The organism is Candidatus Methylomirabilis sp., from assembly GCF_028716865.1.
Classification (GTDB): Bacteria; Methylomirabilota; Methylomirabilia; order Methylomirabilales; family Methylomirabilaceae; genus Methylomirabilis.
Window position 1 is genome coordinate 125,736 of the sequence record NZ_JAQUOY010000001.1, and the last position, 19,176, is coordinate 144,911.

The 19,176-nt window shown below is 58.5% G+C and carries 14 protein-coding genes; 13 read left to right on the forward strand and 1 reads right to left on the reverse strand.

Translation table 11 applies throughout. The features are described from left to right. Positions 1-256: 256 nt before the first annotated feature. Positions 257-1,294, reverse strand: coding sequence for a hypothetical protein (locus PHV01_RS00660; protein WP_337289206.1), 1,038 nt, complete (start codon positions 1,292-1,294; stop codon positions 257-259). Between the two features lie 789 nt (positions 1,295-2,083). On the opposite strand from PHV01_RS00660, the gene PHV01_RS00665 reads away from it, so the two are divergent. The 13 genes from PHV01_RS00665 to PHV01_RS00725 all read left to right on the forward strand — a co-directional run bounded on the left by PHV01_RS00665 (position 2,084) and on the right by PHV01_RS00725 (position 19,109). Beyond that, positions 2,084-2,419 (forward strand): hypothetical protein, encoded by a 336-nt coding sequence (locus tag PHV01_RS00665; protein WP_337289207.1) that lies wholly within the window; start codon positions 2,084-2,086, stop codon positions 2,417-2,419. Positions 2,420-2,578: 159 nt separating this feature from the next. After that, positions 2,579-3,859, forward strand: coding sequence for a TolC family protein (locus PHV01_RS00670; protein ID WP_337289208.1), 1,281 nt, complete (start codon positions 2,579-2,581; stop codon positions 3,857-3,859). Between the two features lie 10 nt (positions 3,860-3,869). Further along, complete coding sequence (locus PHV01_RS00675; protein WP_337289209.1) at positions 3,870-5,159, forward strand: efflux RND transporter periplasmic adaptor subunit; 1,290 nt, start codon at positions 3,870-3,872, stop codon at positions 5,157-5,159. A 13-nt stretch (positions 5,160-5,172) separates the two neighbouring features. Beyond that, entirely contained in the window at positions 5,173-8,316 is a 3,144-nt protein-coding gene (locus tag PHV01_RS00680) for a CusA/CzcA family heavy metal efflux RND transporter (protein ID WP_337289210.1), read from the forward strand. Between the two features lie 174 nt (positions 8,317-8,490). Next, entirely contained in the window at positions 8,491-9,891 is a 1,401-nt protein-coding gene (locus PHV01_RS00685) for an esterase (RefSeq protein WP_337289211.1), read from the forward strand. Positions 9,892-10,187: 296 nt separating this feature from the next. Then, a complete protein-coding gene (locus PHV01_RS00690; RefSeq protein WP_337289212.1) occupies positions 10,188-10,661 on the forward strand; it encodes a hypothetical protein in 474 nt (157 codons plus the stop codon). A 107-nt stretch (positions 10,662-10,768) separates the two neighbouring features. Continuing rightward, complete coding sequence (ftsH, locus tag PHV01_RS00695; protein ID WP_337289213.1) at positions 10,769-12,622, forward strand: ATP-dependent zinc metalloprotease FtsH; 1,854 nt, start codon at positions 10,769-10,771, stop codon at positions 12,620-12,622. Positions 12,623-12,942: 320 nt separating this feature from the next. Continuing rightward, positions 12,943-13,386 carry a response regulator gene (locus PHV01_RS00700; RefSeq protein WP_337289214.1) on the forward strand — a complete coding sequence of 148 codons (444 nt, stop codon included), beginning with the start codon at positions 12,943-12,945 and terminating at the stop codon, positions 13,384-13,386. Then, complete coding sequence (locus tag PHV01_RS00705) at positions 13,383-14,492, forward strand: beta-propeller fold lactonase family protein (protein ID WP_337289215.1); 1,110 nt, start codon at positions 13,383-13,385, stop codon at positions 14,490-14,492. Before PHV01_RS00700 ends, PHV01_RS00705 begins: the two co-directional genes overlap by 4 nt. 10 nt (positions 14,493-14,502) lie before the next feature. Beyond that, positions 14,503-14,919 carry a CBS domain-containing protein gene (locus tag PHV01_RS00710; RefSeq protein WP_337289216.1) on the forward strand — a complete coding sequence of 139 codons (417 nt, stop codon included), beginning with the start codon at positions 14,503-14,505 and terminating at the stop codon, positions 14,917-14,919. Next, on the forward strand, positions 14,916-16,889 hold the full coding sequence (locus PHV01_RS00715) for a 2-oxoacid:acceptor oxidoreductase family protein (protein WP_337289217.1): 1,974 nt from the start codon (positions 14,916-14,918) through the stop codon (positions 16,887-16,889). Before PHV01_RS00710 ends, PHV01_RS00715 begins: the two co-directional genes overlap by 4 nt. A 115-nt stretch (positions 16,890-17,004) precedes the next feature. Beyond that, a complete protein-coding gene (locus PHV01_RS00720; protein WP_337289218.1) occupies positions 17,005-17,400 on the forward strand; it encodes a CBS domain-containing protein in 396 nt (131 codons plus the stop codon). Between the two features lie 23 nt (positions 17,401-17,423). Next, entirely contained in the window at positions 17,424-19,109 is a 1,686-nt protein-coding gene (locus PHV01_RS00725) for a thiamine pyrophosphate-dependent enzyme (protein WP_337289219.1), read from the forward strand. Positions 19,110-19,176 lie beyond the last annotated feature (67 nt).

The window sequence follows — 19,176 nt, forward strand, 5'->3', positions numbered from 1 at the left end:
CCTTGCTCGAAGGCGTCAAGTCAGCCAACTCTAACACACGTCCTGTTAGAGCCCAAGCCTGAGGATGGATATTACCAGCGACCACCCACCACCTCCCTGTCCGTCTGGAAAAGGAAAGCGAGAAGGGTTTGCTCCCCCTCCCGCTTCGTCAACGAAAGTTTCGTTAAATCCGCATTCCACGAAAATCAGCCCAAACGCCTCCGCGAGAGAACTCATCTCTCGCGGAGGCTTCAGGACACACTGAAACTTGTGTCTTTCAGTCGTCCTCGTCGGCGGCGAAGAGCGCTTGGAGGACTTCGCCGTCCACTTCGCCATACTCAGTGGAATCGGTGGTGCCGGCGTTGAATCCTCCCAAGGAGTTTTGCTGGGTCAAGAGGAACCCGACAGCGGCCTTGATCGCCGTCCTAGTCGGTTTGCCTTGACTGGTCTCGGCGAGACCCATGACTATATAAGCTGTTGTCTGCGTATCGCCTCCCCAGGAGCCATCCAGCGACTGTGCGGCAAGGAGCTGGCCCTTCCAGGCATTGCGGGTACTTCGAATTGTCGGATCGCCCTGCAGCTCGTGGGTGGCTGCGAGGAAGAGACCTTTGGACAGGTTCTCGCAGCCAGGACAATCCGGATCGACAACATCCCAGTCGGAGGCACGCGCGATGACCTGGAGCGCTTCGGCCAATGCATAGGCGCGTTGGTGTACATCCATCGCAGCGCGTATATCCAACGATGCATCCCACGCGCCGAGGTTATTCAAGCCCTGGCTAATGCGGCCGCTGATGCGGTTATCGGCGCGTGCGGCGGCGGACGGGAAGTCGGCCATCACGCAAGCGAACCACGCCTTGGCGACATTCCGATAGTTCTTTTTGCCTGCGGGGCCAACGATGCTCCCCACCCTTCCAAGATGGGAGATGTCCATTAGAAATGATGTATCCACCGTATATGGCCGATCCGCGCTTGTCGAAGGGTTACTGTCGCAGACAGGCCCGGCCGCGTGCTTCGCGATGAGCGCGTCTGCCGCACGCGCTGCAGCAGCCAGTTGAGCGCTGTCGTGCGTGACACGGTAGGCATCAACGAGGCCGAGCGCGGTCACGCCGAAAAGGTTAGGGCAGGATCCGCCGCAATCGGTAAAGCCGACGCGCCAGTCCCATCCTCCGTCTGGATTCTGGATATCGATGAGGCGGTCGGCGCCGGCATCGATTGCGGCCCGGATCGGATCGGGCGGATCAGCCATGACGGGCGTGACCGGCGCGGCGACGAATAGCGAGACCGCTAGAGCAGAAAGCAGTGTCGATTTCTTCATAGGATTCCTCCTCAAATGTTAACCCGCCGATATCGCGGGGCCTTCACCCAAATATCCAGATACACCCAACGGGATACCACCTCCTTTGCGGTCGCGAAAACGTGCCAACATTTGTTGAGAACTGACGAAGCGGCTCCTGTAGGATGAAGGGGCTTTCGTAAAGAAATCCATATGAATGGCTTCTATGCACCATTATAGAGTATTAAAAGGCTGAATATATCACTTTAAGATCCATTGTACCGATGTACGCGGTTAGCGATACTATTTTGGCAGTCTACAGTAGATATGTACTTCAGTCAATACGCCAAATGGCGAATATTTGTGTTGGCATACCTCTTGCTTTTAGCACGGTGAGGCTCTAGATTGTAACAAAGGGGAACATGTCCGTGAGAGCGATAGCCCATCAAAAGACCGGCATGAAGATCGTTCTGATAGCGTGTCTCGCCGTAGCCTTGTGCATGATGCCTTGCGGTATGGCCGAGCAACACGGATCGACGGGTACTCCATCTATGCTGTGTACTGTTGATCTCCCCAAGGTCTTCCAGCTTGTAATCCTGATGAACGTGCTTCTCTTTGCCCTCTCACCATTGGTCATTGTTCCCCAGGCCCCCGCTTTTGCTCTCCTTAAACCCCCTCGGTTTGCTTTACTCTAACTGACGGCTCGTTAGAACTTCAGCTTTACCCATTTATCCATCAGGGCGGCGCATGAGGTGTCATGCCCTGAAGGATTTTTGGGAACTACTCTAAGACCGTAACCCCTAGGGACTCGTCTAGGAGGAGGTGAGCACCATGACAATACGCCGCATCATTGTTGTGACGATCAGCCTACTGATTCTGGTTCCGATGGCCCTCTCTCCAGCGTTCGCCACTGACGAGGAGGTTGTGGTGTTGCTGGGTTCCCTCAGGGAGGCCCATATCACGGTCAATCGAGGGGATCATGTGACATGGAGGAACGCCTCGGGGGAGAAGGCGCACATGGCCTTTACAGAGGGCTTAGGCGCCCCGCACCCCGAAGTCTGGATCGAAGGGACCGTGACGGTGAGCTTCGATCAGCCTGGAACCTATGAGTATCACGTCCATCAGCCCCACGCTAAGATCCTTCATGGAAGGGTCATAGTGAAGTAACGAAGCACCCATCAACGAGAGACAACGGCGTCTCTCGCGCCATTATCATAATAGGATACGCTAGAAACATTAGATATTACTTGAGACATTACTTGATGTCGGATTAATCGGGATTATCGGCTGAGTGGCAGGATTGTGCGTGAAAATGGAGAGGTGGAGATGACCAGACTATTGAGAATCGGGTTTCTCATCCTTGTGACAAGCACTGTAAATGTTGGAGTGGGAGGAGTGGCGGTTGCAGAGGAGGAGATGCTCCGTCTTCAGCCGCTCGTCCAGGAGGCCCTCGCTGCGAATCCGGAGATCAGAGCTGAAGAGAGGAAATGGGATGCAGCGCGAGAACGTCCTTCCCAGGAAGGGTCGCTTGACGACCCGATGCTGAGCTTTGAGATTGAAAACCTCCCCACCCGCTCTTTCGGCTTTACCCAGGACGATATGACGATGAAGAAGCTCAGTATCTCTCAGGCGCTTCCCTTCTTCGGGAAGTTGGACCTACGAAGCGAGGTGGCCCAACGGGAAGCCAACGCGATTGGCTTGGTGTATCGGGATAAACGAAACGAGATTGTGCGGCGGGTCAAAGAGGTCTTCTACGGATTGTACGCCATCGATCGCTCACTGGAGATTATAGAGAAAAACCGTGAGCTACTGAGAGAATTCGTCAAAATCGCTGAGACGAAATACAGTGTCGGTAAGGGGATTCAGCAGGATGTTCTGAAGGCGCAGGTGGAACTGTCGAAATTGCTGGACGAGCAGATCCGGTTGGAACAGAGCCGTCAGGCTGCTGGCGCCAGGCTGAATGCGATTCTGAACCAGCCTCCCCAAGCGCCGCTCGGTCGGACTGAGGAGGTGGCGAAGGGCGAACTGCCGATGGAGCTTGCGGAGCTCCAGGCCAGAGCCGTGGAGAACCGGCCGCTGCTCAAGGGGCTTCAGGAGGAGATCGAGCGGAGCAAGGCGGCCAATGCGCTTGCCAGGAAGCGATACTTCCCGGATCTTACGATGAGCCTGGGTTATGCCTTTCGGGAAGACTCCGCTATCGTTAGGCGATCTGACTTCTTCTCAGCGGGGTTTTCAATCAACATCCCCCTGTACTTCAGAACCAAACAGGACAGGCAGGTTGCAGAGACCTCGGCCTTGATCAATTCGGCTAGGGAGCAGCATCAGGCCGCCAAAAACGAGGTGGTCTCGATGGTGAAGGAATTGGTGGCTGATATCGAGAAGGGACACAAGCTCATTGATCTGCTGGAGACCGGCCTGATTCCACAGGCCCGACTCTCCCTGGATTCTGCTGTTGCCGGCTATCAGGTGGGTAAGGTCGATTTTCTCACCCTGTTGGATAGCCGACTGACGCTCTTTAATTTTGAGAAGGAGTACTATCGGACGCTGGGAGAGTATCAGACAAGCCTGGCGAAGTTGGAGTGGGTTGTCGGCGCCTCGGGATACTGAGGAGGACTCCATGAAAGAACGGATACGACGGATGAGGTGGGTCATCGCCTGGAGTGTTGTGATCGCCGCCGTCGGCGCAATCTTCATCGTGTGGTATGGCGGCGGGATGCGACTCCAGGAGCGGCTGAGCGGCAGGACGCCGCCTCCTCGGGAGCCGATCGCCCAGGCCGTAGGCAATGGGGATCATGCCGGACATGAAGCGGCATCGACCCCTGCTGCGCAGGGCAAGCCGCCGGTTGCGTCCGAGATGCAGATAGCCCCTGGAGCGGTAATGGTCAGCCCGGAGCGACAGCAGTTGATCGGGCTGAAGACCGGCGTAGTCGAATACCGGTCGATTGAGCGGACGATTCGGACGGTTGGGGTGGTGGAGTTCGACGAACGACGCCTCGCCGACGTCAATATCAAGATCGAGGGGTGGATCGAGAGCCTGCTGGTGAACTTTACCGGGGAGCCCGTCAAGAAGGGGCAGCCGCTCCTCACCATTTACAGTCCGGATCTGGTCTCAACCCAGGAGGAGTACCTGCAGGCATTGCGGGCGAAGGAGACGCTCGGCAAAAGCCGCTTCCCCGACATCGCGTCTGGAGGCGATACGCTCCTCAATGCATCAAGGCGGCGCCTTCAGTACTGGGATATCAGCGACGAGGAGATCGCCGATCTTGAGCGAACAGGGACGCCACGCAAGAGTATGACGATTTACTCGCCCATCAATGGGGTCGTGATCGAAAAGATGGCTGTTCGCGGTAAGAAGGTGATGCCCGGTGAGAACCTGTACAAGGTGGCCGATCTTTCCACCGTCTGGGTCCAGGGGGAGATCTACGAATACGAGGTTCCAGTGGTCAAGCTTGGCCAAGCGGCGAGCGTGACACTGGCCTCCTACCCCGGAGAGCTCTTTCGCGGCAAGGTAAGCTACATCTACCCTGTCCTGACGGAGAAAACCCGGACGGTGAAGGTCCGCTTCGAGTTTCCCAACACGAAAGACTGGAAACTGAAGCCGCAGATGTACGCCAATGTAGAACTGAAGATCCCCTTTGGCAAACGTCTCGTCGTGCCGGACGAGGCGCTCCTGGACAGCGGGACGAAACAGCTCGTCTTCATCGACAAGGGGCAAGGGACCTTCGAGCCGAGGGACGTGAAGGTGGGCGCGCGCGTGGAGGGCTATATCGAGATTCTGGCCGGTCTTTCGGCCGGCGAGCGGGTGGTGACCTCCGCAAATTTCCTGATTGATTCCGAGAGCCAGCTTAAGGCCGCCGTTGGTGTGGTAGGGGGCATGTCCGGCATGGGGATGGCTCCGAAGAAGTGAGGAGCGAGCCAGCATGATCTCGAAGTTGATCGAGTGGAGCGCCACTAACCGATTCGTCATCGGCCTCTTCACCGTCTTCGCTGTCGCCTGGGGGGTCTGGGCGCTGCGACACACGCCCTTGGATGCCATTCCCGACCTATCCGATGTCCAGGTCATCATTCAAACAGAGTGGGCAGAGCGAAGTCCGACGCTCGTGGAGGATCAGATCACCTATCCGATTGTGGTTGCCCTCCTTTCAGCGCCGAAAGTGAAGGTGGTCCGCGGGTTTTCTTTCTTCGGGCTCTCCTTCGTTTACGCGATCTTCGAGGATGGTACCGATCTGTACTGGGCTCGATCGCGTGTCCTCGAGTACCTGCAAGGAGTCAAGGAGCGATTACCGCAGGGTGTGACGCCGATCCTGGGACCGGATGCCACCGGGGTGGGCTGGGGCTTTGAGTACGCCATCATGGATGAGACCGGGCGGCACGATCTGGCTCAACTCCGGACGGTCAACGATTGGTACGTTCATCACTGGCTGCAGTCAGTTCCAGGCGTGGCCGAGGTGGCCCGCGTCGGCGGGTTCGTCAAGCAGTATCAGGTCTCCATCGATCCGACAACCCTCTTGGGCTACAAACTCTCACTGGATCGGGTGGTAGAGGCGATCCGGAAAGGGAACAACGATACCGGTGGCAGGGTAGTGGAGTTCAGCGGGCGGGAGTATATGGTCCGCGGATTGGGGTATATCAGATCCCTCAAGGATCTCGAGGCGATCGTTGTCGGGACTGATGACCACGGGACGCCGATCCTGGTCCGGGACATCGGCCGGGTCGGTCTTGGGCCCGACATCCGCCGTGGCGTCGCCGAGTTGGACGGCGAGGGCGACGTGGCCGGCGGAATCGCCGTGATCCGGTATGGCGAAAACGCCCTGGATGTGATCCAGCGGATTAAGGAGAAGATCAAGACGATCACCCCTTCACTACCGGAGGGTGTCAAGATCATTGCCACCTACGACCGATCCGACCTGATTCACCGTTCTATCGCCACCCTCAAGGAGAAGCTGATTGAGGAAAGCATCATCGTCAGCTTGGTGAGCATCCTCTTTCTCTTCCACTTCCGCAGTGCTCTTGTGGCGATCCTCACCCTGCCAATTGCCATCCTCATGTCGTTCATCACCATGTACTATATCGGGCTCGGTTCAAACATTATGTCGTTGGGCGGCATCGCCATCGCCATCGGCGCCATGATTGATGCGGCCATCGTGATGATCGAGAATGCCCACAAGCGTCTGGAGCACGCCGCCCCAGGGAGTGACCGAAACCGGATCATCATTGAGGCCGCCAAGGAGGTGGGCAAGCCGCTCTTCTACTCGCTCCTGATCATCACCGTTTCCTTTATTCCGGTGTTCACCCTGCAGGCTCAAGAGGGGCGGCTCTTCCGACCGCTGGCCTTCACCAAGACCTTCGCGATGTTTTTTTCATCTCTCCTCTCGGTGACCCTCGTGCCACTCCTGATGGTTCTGCTGATCCGCGGGAAGATCCATTCGGAGCAGAAGAACCCGATCAGCCGGTTCCTGATCTGGGTGTACAACCCGATCGTCCATGCCGTGCTCAGGTGGCGGAAAGCGACTATCGCTGTTGCGTTCCTCTCGCTGCTGGCCACCATCCCGGATTTCATGAAGCTTGGGTCAGAGTTTATGCCGCCGCTGTACGAGGGGACCCTCCTCTACATGCCGACGGCCCTGCCCGGCGCCTCGATCACCCAGGTCTCCCAGCTCTTGCAGATCCAGGACCGGATCGTCAAGCACTTCCCGGAGGTCGAGTCGGTCTTTGCCAAAGGAGGCCGCTCGACAAGCGCTACCGATCCGGCGCCCCTGGAGATGATCGAGACGGTGATCAACCTGAAGCCGGAGGCCCAGTGGCGGCGGGGGATGACCGTGGAGAAGCTGATCGATGAGTTGGACAAAGCCCTTCAGGTTCCTGGCGTGACCAATGCCTGGACGATGCCGATCAAGGGAAGGACCGACATGCTGAGCACCGGCATCCGGACTCCAATCGGGATCAAGGTGCTTGGCCCGAAGCTGGAGACGATCCAGCGAATAGGGCAGGAGATCGAGGCATCGCTTAAGCCAGTTGCGGGAACGCGGAGCGTTCTGGCCGAGCGTGTGGCGGGCGGCTACTACCTCGATTTCGAGATCAAGCGGGACGAGATCGCCCGCTATGGCCTCACCGTGACCGACGTAGAAGACGTTATCGAGACTGCTATCGGCGGCAGCACCGTCACAACAACGATTGAGGGGCGTGAGCGGTTCCCTGTCAATGTCCGGTATTTCAGAGGCTTCCGCGATAGCCTGGAAGGGCTCAAGCGTGTGTTGGTGTCGACCCCCATGGGTCAACAAGTTCCGATCACCCAGCTTGTCGATTTGAAACTCTCCAGCGGCACCACCCTGATCCGCAGCGAGGCCGCTGAGCTGGTCGGCTACGTGTATGTCGATGTGGTCAACCGGGATATCGGAGGGTATGTTGCCGAGGCCCAGCGAGTTGTCGCCGAAAAGGTTAAGCTGCCTCAAGGGTATCACCTACTCTGGAGCGGTCAGTTCGAGTATATGGAGCGGGCGAAGGAGCGGCTGAAATACGTCATCCCATTGACACTGCTCATCATTTTCGTTCTGCTCTATTTTAACTTTGGTTCACTGGCCAAATGTCTGATCGTGCTACTGTCGGTTCCATTCTCGCTGGTGGGCGGGATCTGGCTTTTGTATCTTTTGGGCTATAACCTGAGTGTCGCGGTCTGGGTTGGGATCATCGCGCTGGCCGGGGTGGCGGCAGAGACCGGCGTCGTCATGATCGTCTATCTGGATGAGGTCTATGAGCGGCGGGTGCGAGAGGGGAAGATGGCGAGCGCTCGGGATCTGTACGAGGCGATCATTGAGGGAGCGGTCATGCGGGTGCGCCCCAAGATGATGACGGTGATGGCCATTATGGCCGGCCTGCTTCCCATCATGTGGAGTCATGGGGCCGGTGCCGATGTCATGAAGCGGATTGCCGCCCCGATGATCGGCGGGATGGTGACCTCGACCATCCTGACCTTGGTCATTATCCCTGTGATCTACGAGATGTGGCGCAGCCGCCAGCTCACGCGAACTGCTATACTACAGACTCCTCACGAAAGGGAACCTTAAAGTGATCAGACATCTCTCAAGGCTGATGACTGTACACCGGCTTTGCGCAAAGATCGACGTTCGTATGCCGCCCTTGCCTATATAGAAGAGGATTGATGCTTAACTTGCACCGGCGTACTATTTCTGCAAGCGTCAATCTCGACGCGCCAGGGATACGGGAGGGAGCACAAGCCTATGAAAACAACAGCCGCCTCAATCGCAACTCTGGTTGTTGCACTGCTGGCCGTGACGGCCTGCGCCCCGCACATGCAATACCGTACCGTCCACCCGGACGTGTGCATCAGCCCGAAGCCGAACCCCACCCCCGAGTGTGAGACCCACGCACTGCAACGCCTACCCAGCGGTAATGGTTCCAGCTACCTGCTCGGGTTCATTGAATTCGACGACCAGGGCCAGCTTTGGGATCGCACGCAGATGGACGATGTCCTGATGACACTCCGGACCGAGGCCGGAACCCGCGATCTGCTGATGGTGGTGTTTGTGCACGGCTGGAAGCACAGCGCCGCACCCGGTGATGCCAACATCAACACCTTCCGCCAGGTGTTAGCTAATCTGAGCGATACCGAGGCCCATCTGGCCAAGGCTGCCAACACCCCAGCCCGTCAAGTGGTCGGCATCTACTTCGGCTGGCGCGGCGGCTCGTTACCGGTAAAATATCTTGAAAACGTGACCTTCTGGGACCGTAAAAACACCGCCCAGAAGGTTGGGTACGGCGGGGTCGCCGAGGCCCTGAGCCAGTTGGAGGATATCAGGCTCAGCAAGGACAGCATGGAATGTCGCGAACATGCGGAGCGCAAAAACGACGACACGCTATGCAGCAGCAACACCCGGCTCGTGGTCGTCGGTCACAGCTTTGGCGGCGCAGTGATGCACACCGCGCTTGCCCAGATCCTCGAAAACCGCTTTATCAAGACCACCGCCCAGGCCGGCAGCAAGGGTGACGTCGAGGGATTCGGCAACCTGGTGGTGCTGATCAACCCGGCGTTCGAGGCCAATCTGTTCACACCGATGAGCGACATGGCTGCCGAGCGGCCCACCTATTTCCCCTCACAACTGCCGGTGGTACTGGTGCTGACCTCCGAGGCCGATGCCGCAACCCGTTACGCCTTTCCGTTCGGGCGCTGGTTCTCGACCATCTTTGAGCAAGAACATGATCGCCAGCGCCGGAATACGGCGACCGGTCAGACGGAAACGATCAGCGAACATGACGCCAATGTCCGCGCCGTTGGCCATTTTGAACCCTATCGTACCCACCGCCTCTACCCGACGAAGGAACGCAAACGCGAGGAACTCAAGGCCTCCAGCATTGCCGACAGCCTCCGGATGTTCGAGCGCTCCAGAACTGATTGGGTCTGCGACGCCCCCGGCAGCAAGATTACGTTCGGTGACGTGGTACTGGAACGCACCACCAACTCGGCTGGTCGCAACCCCTATCTCGTCGTCTATGTCGACGGGCGACTGATCCACGATCACAACGACATCGACGATTCTCGGGTCATCGAATTCGTCAAGCAGATGATCCTGATCTCGAGCCACAGCGAGAAGCAGGCTGCAGTAAACTGCGAAACACAGTGACGATCAGGCCGTAAAGCCTCGCTGACCGATTCGTGTGACCGTGAGGCGGCTCGTCGTAGTCGCAAGTTGTGGCAAACTGTGAGCCATATTGCGGCGAGCAATCAAATCGAAAGTAGAGTAAAATGTGAGTATGCTAATCTTTGATTGGCGGCAGGAACTGTCAAGGGGATTGTGCAATGTCATTCTTGCGATCACAATCCTGAGTGTCGGCAGGCAATTGAGATGTGTATGTTGAGCGGAGAGACCGGCTGGTATCGATGTATTGAGAACCCCTCTCGGAAGAAGGAGGAATAAGCATGAATCGTGTGAAGTGTGCGGGTGCATTGGCGGCAGCCGTAGTGTTGATCACGGCAGGGGCCGCGTCGGCGCAACAGTCTCAGCCCTGTGCGATGATGAAGGATCACCAAATGGGTGGTATGCAGCAGCAGGGGATGCCGGGTATGGGTATGGGCATGATGAAGCAGGATCAGCAGATGGGCGGGATGCAGCAACAGGGGATGTCGGGCATGGGTATGGGCATGATGGAGATGTGTCAGAAGATGCAGGAGGGGACGGCTCAGGACTGCAAGATGATGGAAGGAATGAAGGGACAGCACCAGTCCATGCTTGAGATGAAAAAACATCTACGCGAGATGAAAAAACATATGAACATGTTGGATGAGATGATGGACGGAATGATGGAAAAAATGATGATGCAGCGCCAGCAGGGGATGACACCCTCGGGATCAGGGTCCGAGCCTCAAGAGCACCACCCTGCCGAGGACAAGTAAGCCGAATCGCTTGACACATGCGCAATGACTCCGGTGTGCCGGCCTTGGATCATGGGTTTGAGAGTGCGTTGGAGGGTGTTGGGGGATTGGTCTAGGGAGTGAGCGCGATGGAAAAGCAGCAACGGCAGTTTGCTCTATGGTACTTCGTGGCTGCCTTCATGCTTGTGCTGGGGATTCACGATTTCCTGATAGCCCGCCGTACTGAGACCCTCTTGTACAGCGATTTCAAGGTCCTCCTGAAGGCCGGCAAGGTGGAAGACCTGACCCTCGGTGAGCGTATCATCTCCGGGCGGCTGAAGCGGGAGGGGCTGGAAGGGCTCCTCCCTAAAACGAAGGTGGAGGAGATTCAACGGTTGGCCGGTGAGGAACATCGATTCGTGACCATCCGGGTCAGCGATTCGACCTTGATCCAGGACCTGGAGGCCTCGAAGGTGCGATTCACCGGCGAGGTGGAGAGCACGTGGTTTATTACCCTGCTCTCCTGGGTGCTCCCTGCCCTGGTCTTCGTTGGTGTGTGGATGTTTCTCATGAAGCGAGTCGGGGGACCGGCGAGCGGTCTGATGGCGATCGGCAAGAGTAAGGCCAAAGTGTACATGGAGAAAGAGACCGGCGTGACCTTCGCCGATGTGGCGGGGATCGACGAGGCGCGCGCTGAGCTGATGGAGATCGTCGAATTCCTGAAGACGCCCGAACGGTACCGTCGGCTTGGGGGGAAGATTCCCAAAGGGGTGCTGATCGTCGGGGCCCCAGGGACCGGGAAAACGCTACTGGCCAAGGCCGTAGCCGGGGAGGCAGGGGTCCCGTTCTTCAGCCTCAGCGGGTCGGATTTCGTTGAGATGTTCGTGGGGGTTGGGGCGGCTCGGGTGCGGGACCTCTTCGCTCAGGCTCAAGAAAAAGCCCCCTGCATCATCTTCATCGATGAGCTGGATGCCCTCGGAAAGGCTCGCGGGCTCAACCCGATGGGCGGACACGATGAACGCGAGCAGACCCTCAACCAACTGCTGGTGGAGATGGACGGCTTCGACACGAACAAGGGCGTGATCATCATGGCCGCGACCAACCGCCCGGAGATCCTCGATCCGGCCCTGCTCCGCCCCGGGCGTTTCGACCGACAGGTGGCCCTCGACCGTCCCGATATCAAGGGCCGGGAGAAGATCCTCCAGGTGCATGTCAAGCCGGTCACGCTTTCACCGGAGGTTGACCTCTCGGCCATCGCCGCGAAAACCCCGGGGTTCGTCGGCGCCGATCTGGCCAATCTGGTGAATGAGGCGGCGCTGTTGGCTGCGCGCAAGGGCAGGGATGCGGTGGTGATGGCGGACTTCGATGAGGCGATCGACCGGATCGTGGGCGGCCTCGAAAAGAAGACCCGGGTAATGAATCCCGCAGAGAAGGAAACCGTCGCCTACCACGAGGCCGGCCATGCCTTGGTGGCGGAGTCGCGCCCTCGTGCCGATCGCGTCTCGAAGATCTCCATCATTCCTCGTGGCGTGGCCGCGCTTGGCTACACGCAGCAGTTGCCCACGGAGGATCGGTACCTGCTCAAAAGGGCCGAGATCCTTGATCGACTTGACGTGCTCCTGGGGGGGCGGGTGGCCGAAGAGATTGTCTTTGGGGACGTCTCTACCGGGGCGCAGGATGATCTTCAGCGGGCTACCGATATGGCACGCCTCATGGTAACCCAGTACGGGATGAGCGAACATCTGGGCTTGGCGACGTTCGAAGAACCGCGCACTTCCTTCCTCAACATCCAGAGACCTCAAAGGATACGGGAGTACAGCGAGCAGACTGCTCAGGCGATTGATGAGGAGATCCGGAAGCTTCTGACTGATGCCCACACCCGAGTCGAGCAGACGCTTGCCGGTAGACGCGGTGAGTTGGACGCGTTGGCCAAGCTGCTGCTGGAAAAAGAGGTGGTCGATCGAGAGGCCCTGACGCAGTTGCTGGCGTCCCAAAGGGTTTAGGGGCCTAGATTCCGTTTGAGGGTATGTCGGATTCCCTTCTGCTACTGGGACATCCAGTTTCTTCCTGGGGCATACGTGTCCCAAATGCCTTTCCTTTAGTTTTCAAGTAGTTACCTTCCTTCTCTGACTTTTCACTGGGACAGTTCCTCCCACCCTGGTACTGGGGCGCCAGAGCATGCCTTTAGATATCAGCGACCTCCTGGAAAAGGGATCTCATCATTTCAATAAGTTAGGCAACGTGCTTGGGCAGCAGAGCTTGTAGAATCGTTGGCCCAGGTATTGCTCCTCAAAAAATGAAAAGGCCGTATCGGATGACTATTATGAGTAACCAGCGAAAAGTTTTGATCGTTACGCCGGAATTATCGGTTCGGCAGCAGATCCTCAGCCGTGTGTCGGCGAAGGGGTATGAGGCCGTTGCTGCCGAGAGAGGTTATGATGCTCTCCTCACTGTTGTCGAGCAGAACGTCGGGTTGGTAATTATCGATCTTTCGATCGACGAGTCCGCCGGCGTCAAGACCGTGGAGATCCTCCGAAAGATTCGGCCTCGCTTACCCCTGGTGGTCGTATCCGGCGACCGGTCGCTCGAAGCGGGTCGCCAGGTTCTCCAGCATGGCGTTTTCTATTATCTGCTCAAGCCTGTTGATCTTGAGGAGCTCGACCAGATTATCCGGATTGCTCTTACCTCCAACAGGCAGCAGACTGCAGGAATGGAGCGGCAGGCTCAAGAATGGAGGCCGGCAGGAGAGAGGGGAGGGGTAGCATGACGGCAGTCCGGCGTGTCGTGACCATCGGTATCCTGGCGATAGCGTCACTGCTGATCGTTCGCTCGGCTGCGCTTGCGCACGGGGCAGGTGTGCGCGGCACGCAGGCGCTCTACGTCGCGAATGAGGGCTCGGATACGGTTTCGGTGATCGATCTTGAGTCAATGAAGGTGACCGGCACCATTACTGTGGGCTCCGGCCCGCAGCATGTCGCAATCAGCCCGGATCGCCGTCGCGCCTTTGTCACGTGTGGCCGTTCGGCTGAGGTCTGGATTCTGGACTTACCCACCCACGCTGTCCTGGCCACGGTGCCCAATGCGACCGGCCCAGAGGGCCAGACGGTTTTTGGAGCTGGCGCGACCTATGCCTACGTCACCAACAGTCTGTACAGCCGGGTTACGGTGATTGAGACTGCCACCGGAAAAAAGGTTGCGATGATTCCGGTGGGAGAAGCACCCACGAAGATCGGCATCTCCCCGGATGGTAGCCACGCCTATGTTCCCAGCGAGCGGTCCCATTCCGTCGCTGCGCTGAACCTATCGCTGAATGTCGTCGCAGCCGAGCTACCGATCGCCGTGAGACCTTATGCCGTCGAGATTTCTCCCGATGGCAAGTATCTGTTGGTCTCCAGTCCTGATTCAAACACCGTCACCGTCATCGAGGCCGCCACTCAGATGTCGTTGCGTAGAATCCCCGTCGGTGACGACCCGCATCACGTGGTGTTCGGCCCTGGTGGGGCCTTTGCGTACGTGCTGAATAGGGGCTCGAATAACCTGAGCGTGATCCAGATGGCAAATCATCAGGTGGTGGCGACCATCCCCGTGGGGAAGGAGCCAAGCGATGCCGACATCACGCCGTCCGGCCACTACATCTATGTGACGAATACGGGTGGGGACGACGTGTCGGTCATCTCAACGCGAACCAGCACTGTGGTAGGGACGATCCCTGTAGGGACCCGTCCGCATGATATCGTCATCTCGGGCGACGGGCGGTACGCCTTTGTGGCCAACACCGGATCGGATGATATCTCCGTGATCAACCTGCTCTCCCAGACAACGGTAGGGCGAGTGCCTGTCGGCAAGCGCCCCCGTGGGCTGGCCTTATGGTGAGGAGCAACAGATGACGCAGCTTTCGGAGATCATGAATCGGACGCTGATCACCGTGGACACGCGCACTTCCCTGCGCCGGGCTCAACGAATGCTGGATCAGCATCACATCCGCCATCTGTTCGTGATGGACGGCAAGCGTCTGGTTGGGATCGTCACCGATCGCGATCTTCGAAAGGCCGCCCCCTCCTCGAAGTCGCCTTTGACGACCAGTGAACGCGAGGAGTTCATGGACGAGTTGAAGGTCGTGGAGGTCATGTCGCGGAAGCTGATTACGGCCTCCCCTACGACGACTGCGCGGGAGGCAGCAAAGGTAATGGTCCGCGAAAAGATCGGCTGCCTGCCGGTGGTGGATGGCAATACACTGGTTGGGATCGTGACCGAGACCGATCTGCTCGAGATACTGGTCCGGGGAGAGGAGGCATCATGACCAGCGAGCGTTTTCGTTTTCCAGGCATCCCGGCCACAGCAGACGGCTCGGCTGCAGTCGTCTGGGTCGACTCGCATATTACGCAAGGCGCTTGCGCCTATCCGATTACCCCCTCCACCAATATGGGAAGCGGGTACCAAGCGGAGGTTGCGAACGGCACACGCAACCTTTGGGGCGAGCCGCTCTTCTTTCTCGAGCCTGAGTCGGAGCATAGTTCCGCGTCCGCGTGCGAGGGGTTTGCCTTGGCTGGTGGGCGGGTCTCGAATTTTACCTCCGGTCAGGGGCTGGTCCTGATGAAGGAGGTCCTCTATACCATCGCCGGGAAGCGGCTCCCGGCGGTCTTTCATATCGGTGCTCGCGCCCTGACCTCTCAGGCCTTAAACGTCCACGCGGGTCACGATGACGTAATGGCCGTGGCGGATGTCGGCTGGGGGATGCTCTTCGCGAAGAATGCTCAGGATGTGGCTGATCTGGCGCTCATCGCCCGCCGCGTTGCCGAGGAGGGGGAGACCCCGTTCATGACGGTCCAGGACGGTTTCCTCACCACCCACACGATTGAGAATCTCCTGCTTCCGGAACCGGAGCTGATGAAGGAATTCATCGGCGACCCGCATGCCGGCACGCGCCTGCGCAATCTCATGAATCCTTTGAAGCCGATCATGAGCGGTGTCGTGCAGAATCAGGACAGTTACATGAAGGGAAAGATTGCTCAGCGGTTCTTCTACGATCGACTGCCGGCGATTGTCGAGCGGGTGATGGAGCAGTATTACTCCCTGACAGGCCGCCGGTATGGTCCGGTGGAGGCGTACCGGCTGGAGGATGCCGACTATGCCATCGTGGGGATGGGAGGGCTGGTCGAGACCGCCATGGCCACCGTCGATGATCTCCGAGCCCGCCGCGGCGTTCGGGCCGGCGCGCTGCATGTCACCTGCTTTCGCCCGTTTCCGGGCCCGCAAATCGTCGAGGCAATGAAGCACCTGAAGGCCATGGCGATCATCGAGCGGATGGACAACCCCACCGCTCAGTCAAACCCTCTCACTGCTGAGATTAAGGCGGCGTTCGCCGATGCGCTGACGGGCACTCCGGGGTACCCGACGATTGACAGGATGCCGATCATCTATTCCGGTTCAGCCGGGCTGGGCAGTCGGGATATCCGTCCCGGTCACTTCGTGGCTGCTATCGAGCATATGCAACGGGACGATGGTGGATCTCGTTACTTTGTTTTGGGGATCAAGCACGACTTGGCGCTTGCGCCATCAGAGGATCCGAAGATCAAGCCGGCCGGCGCCTTCTCAATGCGCGGCCATTCGGTTGGTGGCTTCGGATCGGTGACGACCAACAAGGTGATCGCCACGATTGTGGGCGATCTCTTCGGCTTGAAGGTTCAGGCCTACCCGAAGTACGGTTCCGAGAAGAAGGGCCTGCCTACCACCTACTATCTGACTGTGGCTAAGGAGCGGATCCGCACCCATTGCGAACTCGCGCAGGTCGATTTCGTGCCTCTCAACGACATCAATGCCTTCAATCTTGGCAACCCGTTGGCCGGCTTGGCGGAAGAGGGGATGGTCTTTATCCAGACCGACAAGACGACGCCGGAAGAGGTCTGGGCGCGGATCCCTGACTATGCGAAGAGAATCGTCCGGGAGCGGCATATTCGGGTCCTCGCCCTGGATACCGTAAAGATCGCGCGCGAGGTCGCCAGCTCCGCCGATCTGGAGCAACGGATGCAGGGGATTGTTCTCCTGGGAATTTTCCTCCGCTGTACACCGTTTCTCCGCGAGCAGCATCTAACTGAGGAGCAGGTCTTCTCGGCGGTCGAGCGGTCATTGCGGAAGTACTTTGGCAAGCGTGGTGAGCAGGTCGTTCGTGATAATCTGGAGGCGGTGAGACGAGGCTATACCGAGGTCTTCGAACTCCCAATGAAGCTGATGACGGCGGTTGGGGCTGGTCGCATAGGGTGCTCGTTCTGAGTAGTTCGTCTGTGTAGGTCGGGTTAGCGTAGCGTAACCCGACATCCTCCGGTGAGCCGTCGGGTTACGGCCTTGACGACCTAACCCGACCTACTATACCAAACAAGGAGTGGCAATGGCGGAGGAGCTGGTCAGGGACTGGATGCACCGGGGTGTGATCACGTGTGGACCTGAGACGTCTGTCCAGGTAGTAGCCGATACGATGAAAACGCGCGACATCAGCGCCCTGGTGGTGGTGGACGAGGCGGGAGACGCCATCGGCGTCATCTCTCGCACCGATCTCGTCAACGCCCGGTTTGTCGAGCCGTATCTCAAGCATTGGCGGGGACTCACCGCCAAGCACCTGATGAGCTGCCCGGTCGTCAGCGTTTCGGACGATACGTCGCTTGCTGAGGCTGCGACATGCCTCCGTGACAGGAAGATCCACCGGCTGGTTGTGACCGAGAGGCACGGGACACACGAAAAACCAATCGGCATCCTCTCGGTGACCGATCTGGCCGGGAAGTTGTGACTGCACAGAAGAAAGGTTTCGTCATGGCAGATCAAGAGCGAGCATATAACCCTCTGGATGAGGAGCACGTCGAGCAGGCTGCCGGGACCAAGGCTCGCGGGATTGAGAAGGAGATCCACGAAAGCGCCTTGCCCCCGACCGGGGTTCTGGAGCTTGATCTTGAGCAGTACGTGGGCGACTTCAACGAGCGGATCATCGGGGCGTACGCGGCCGGGACAGGGGAACAGACACTTCCGGCTGATGTGGGGGTGGCCCGCAGTCTGATCCCGCCGGGGACCGGCGCGCTGCGAGACTTCAGTTACATTGCGCCGGAGATTCCGCGGTTCGATCGGGATCGGTGTGTCGGGTGCATGGCCTGCGTCACGGAGTGTCCGGACACCGCCATCCTGGGAAAAGCCATTCCCAAGTCGCGTCTGGAGGCTGAGCTGAACAGCATCACCGACGACCGGGAGCGGGAGGCAATCCGGGCCCAGTGGGGCGAGACGAAAAAGTACTATGAGCTTTACGAGAAGAAAGGGGAGGAAGGTGCCCTCTTCGGCATCTTCGTCGATCCGACCAAGTGCAAGGGGTGCGCCGAGTGCGTCGAGGTCTGCGGGACCCTCGGCTATCATGCCCTCACGATGGTGAAGAAGGACGAGACGACGATCCCACGCTATCGAAACTATTTTAACTTCTTCCGACAAGTCGGTGCCACTCCACGCAAGTATATCAATGAGCGGGCGCTCGCGGATATGATGCTCCATGAGGAGGCGGCGCTCCTTTACGTTGGCGGCGCCGGCTCGTGTATGGGGTGTGGTGAAGCGACGGCGATCCGAATGATGTTGGCCGCGACCGGATTCGTCTATGGCGCGGAAGCAATCGGAATCGTAGCGGCGACCGGGTGCAACACGGTCTACGGCTCGACCTATCCGTACAACCCGTTTCTGGTTCCCTGGACCAACTCCCTGTTCGAAAACGCGCCGGCCATGGCAATGGGTGTTCGCGCCAAATGGAATCAGCGCGGGTGGCAGGACAAAAAGCTCTGGGTCATCGGGGGGGATGGGGCGATGTACGACATCGGGTTCCAGTCACTCTCAAGGATGCTGGCCGCCGGGATGGACATTAACGTACTGATCCTGGATACGCAGGTCTACTCCAATACCGGCGGACAGGCCTCCTCGGCGACCTATACCGGACAGGACGCAAAGATGGCTACGTTCGGCAAGACGGTGCCAGGCAAGCAGGAGCGGCGGAAAGAGCTGGCGCTTATCGCCATGATGCACCCGGATACTCTTGTCGCGCAGACTACGGCGGCCCACGTCAACCACTTTTATCGGGCCATCATGGCGGCCAATGAGTACCCGGGGCCGGCCGTAGTCACTGTCTACACTACCTGCCAGCCCGAGCACGGCGTAGCGGACGACCGGTCCTCGCATCAGGCGAAGCTGGCGGTCGATTCTCGGGCATTCCCCCTCTTTATGTACGACCCACGGAAGGGAGAGAGGATCAAAGAGCGACTCAGCCTGGCAGGTAACCCGGCGATGGGCGAAGACTGGTATAGACTGCCTCACACCGGAGAGGTGATCGACTTTCTGACGTTCGCCAGGACAGAGGGCCGGTTCGCGAAGCAGTTCGACACGGAAGGCCGTCCGTCTGATATCTTACGCTACACCCAGACCGAGCGACTTCAGTACTGGCGGCGCCTGCAAGAGTTGGCCGGAGTGCGATAAAGACGGATTTATGACTCACTACACTGGGGAACTAGTTGAACACCGCGAAACGGAGAAACTTCCATTT

What these genes read in the sequence shown, in the direction of transcription:
- PHV01_RS00670 (WP_337289208.1), top strand. Translation starts at nt 2,579, where the DNA reads ATGACCAGACTATTGAGAATCGGGTTTCTCATCCTTGTGACAAGCACT.
- PHV01_RS00715 (WP_337289217.1), top strand. Translation starts at nt 14,916, where the DNA reads ATGACCAGCGAGCGTTTTCGTTTTCCAGGCATCCCGGCCACAGCAGAC.
- PHV01_RS00660 (WP_337289206.1), bottom strand. Translation starts at nt 1,294, where the DNA reads ATGAAGAAATCGACACTGCTTTCTGCTCTAGCGGTCTCGCTATTCGTC.
- PHV01_RS00680 (WP_337289210.1), top strand. Translation starts at nt 5,173, where the DNA reads ATGATCTCGAAGTTGATCGAGTGGAGCGCCACTAACCGATTCGTCATC.
- PHV01_RS00725 (WP_337289219.1), top strand. Translation starts at nt 17,424, where the DNA reads ATGGCAGATCAAGAGCGAGCATATAACCCTCTGGATGAGGAGCACGTC.
- PHV01_RS00665 (WP_337289207.1), top strand. Translation starts at nt 2,084, where the DNA reads ATGACAATACGCCGCATCATTGTTGTGACGATCAGCCTACTGATTCTG.
- PHV01_RS00700 (WP_337289214.1), top strand. Translation starts at nt 12,943, where the DNA reads ATGAGTAACCAGCGAAAAGTTTTGATCGTTACGCCGGAATTATCGGTT.
- PHV01_RS00685 (WP_337289211.1), top strand. Translation starts at nt 8,491, where the DNA reads ATGAAAACAACAGCCGCCTCAATCGCAACTCTGGTTGTTGCACTGCTG.
- PHV01_RS00705 (WP_337289215.1), top strand. Translation starts at nt 13,383, where the DNA reads ATGACGGCAGTCCGGCGTGTCGTGACCATCGGTATCCTGGCGATAGCG.
- PHV01_RS00675 (WP_337289209.1), top strand. Translation starts at nt 3,870, where the DNA reads ATGAAAGAACGGATACGACGGATGAGGTGGGTCATCGCCTGGAGTGTT.
- PHV01_RS00690 (WP_337289212.1), top strand. Translation starts at nt 10,188, where the DNA reads ATGAATCGTGTGAAGTGTGCGGGTGCATTGGCGGCAGCCGTAGTGTTG.
- ftsH (WP_337289213.1), top strand. Translation starts at nt 10,769, where the DNA reads ATGGAAAAGCAGCAACGGCAGTTTGCTCTATGGTACTTCGTGGCTGCC.
- PHV01_RS00710 (WP_337289216.1), top strand. Translation starts at nt 14,503, where the DNA reads ATGACGCAGCTTTCGGAGATCATGAATCGGACGCTGATCACCGTGGAC.
- PHV01_RS00720 (WP_337289218.1), top strand. Translation starts at nt 17,005, where the DNA reads ATGGCGGAGGAGCTGGTCAGGGACTGGATGCACCGGGGTGTGATCACG.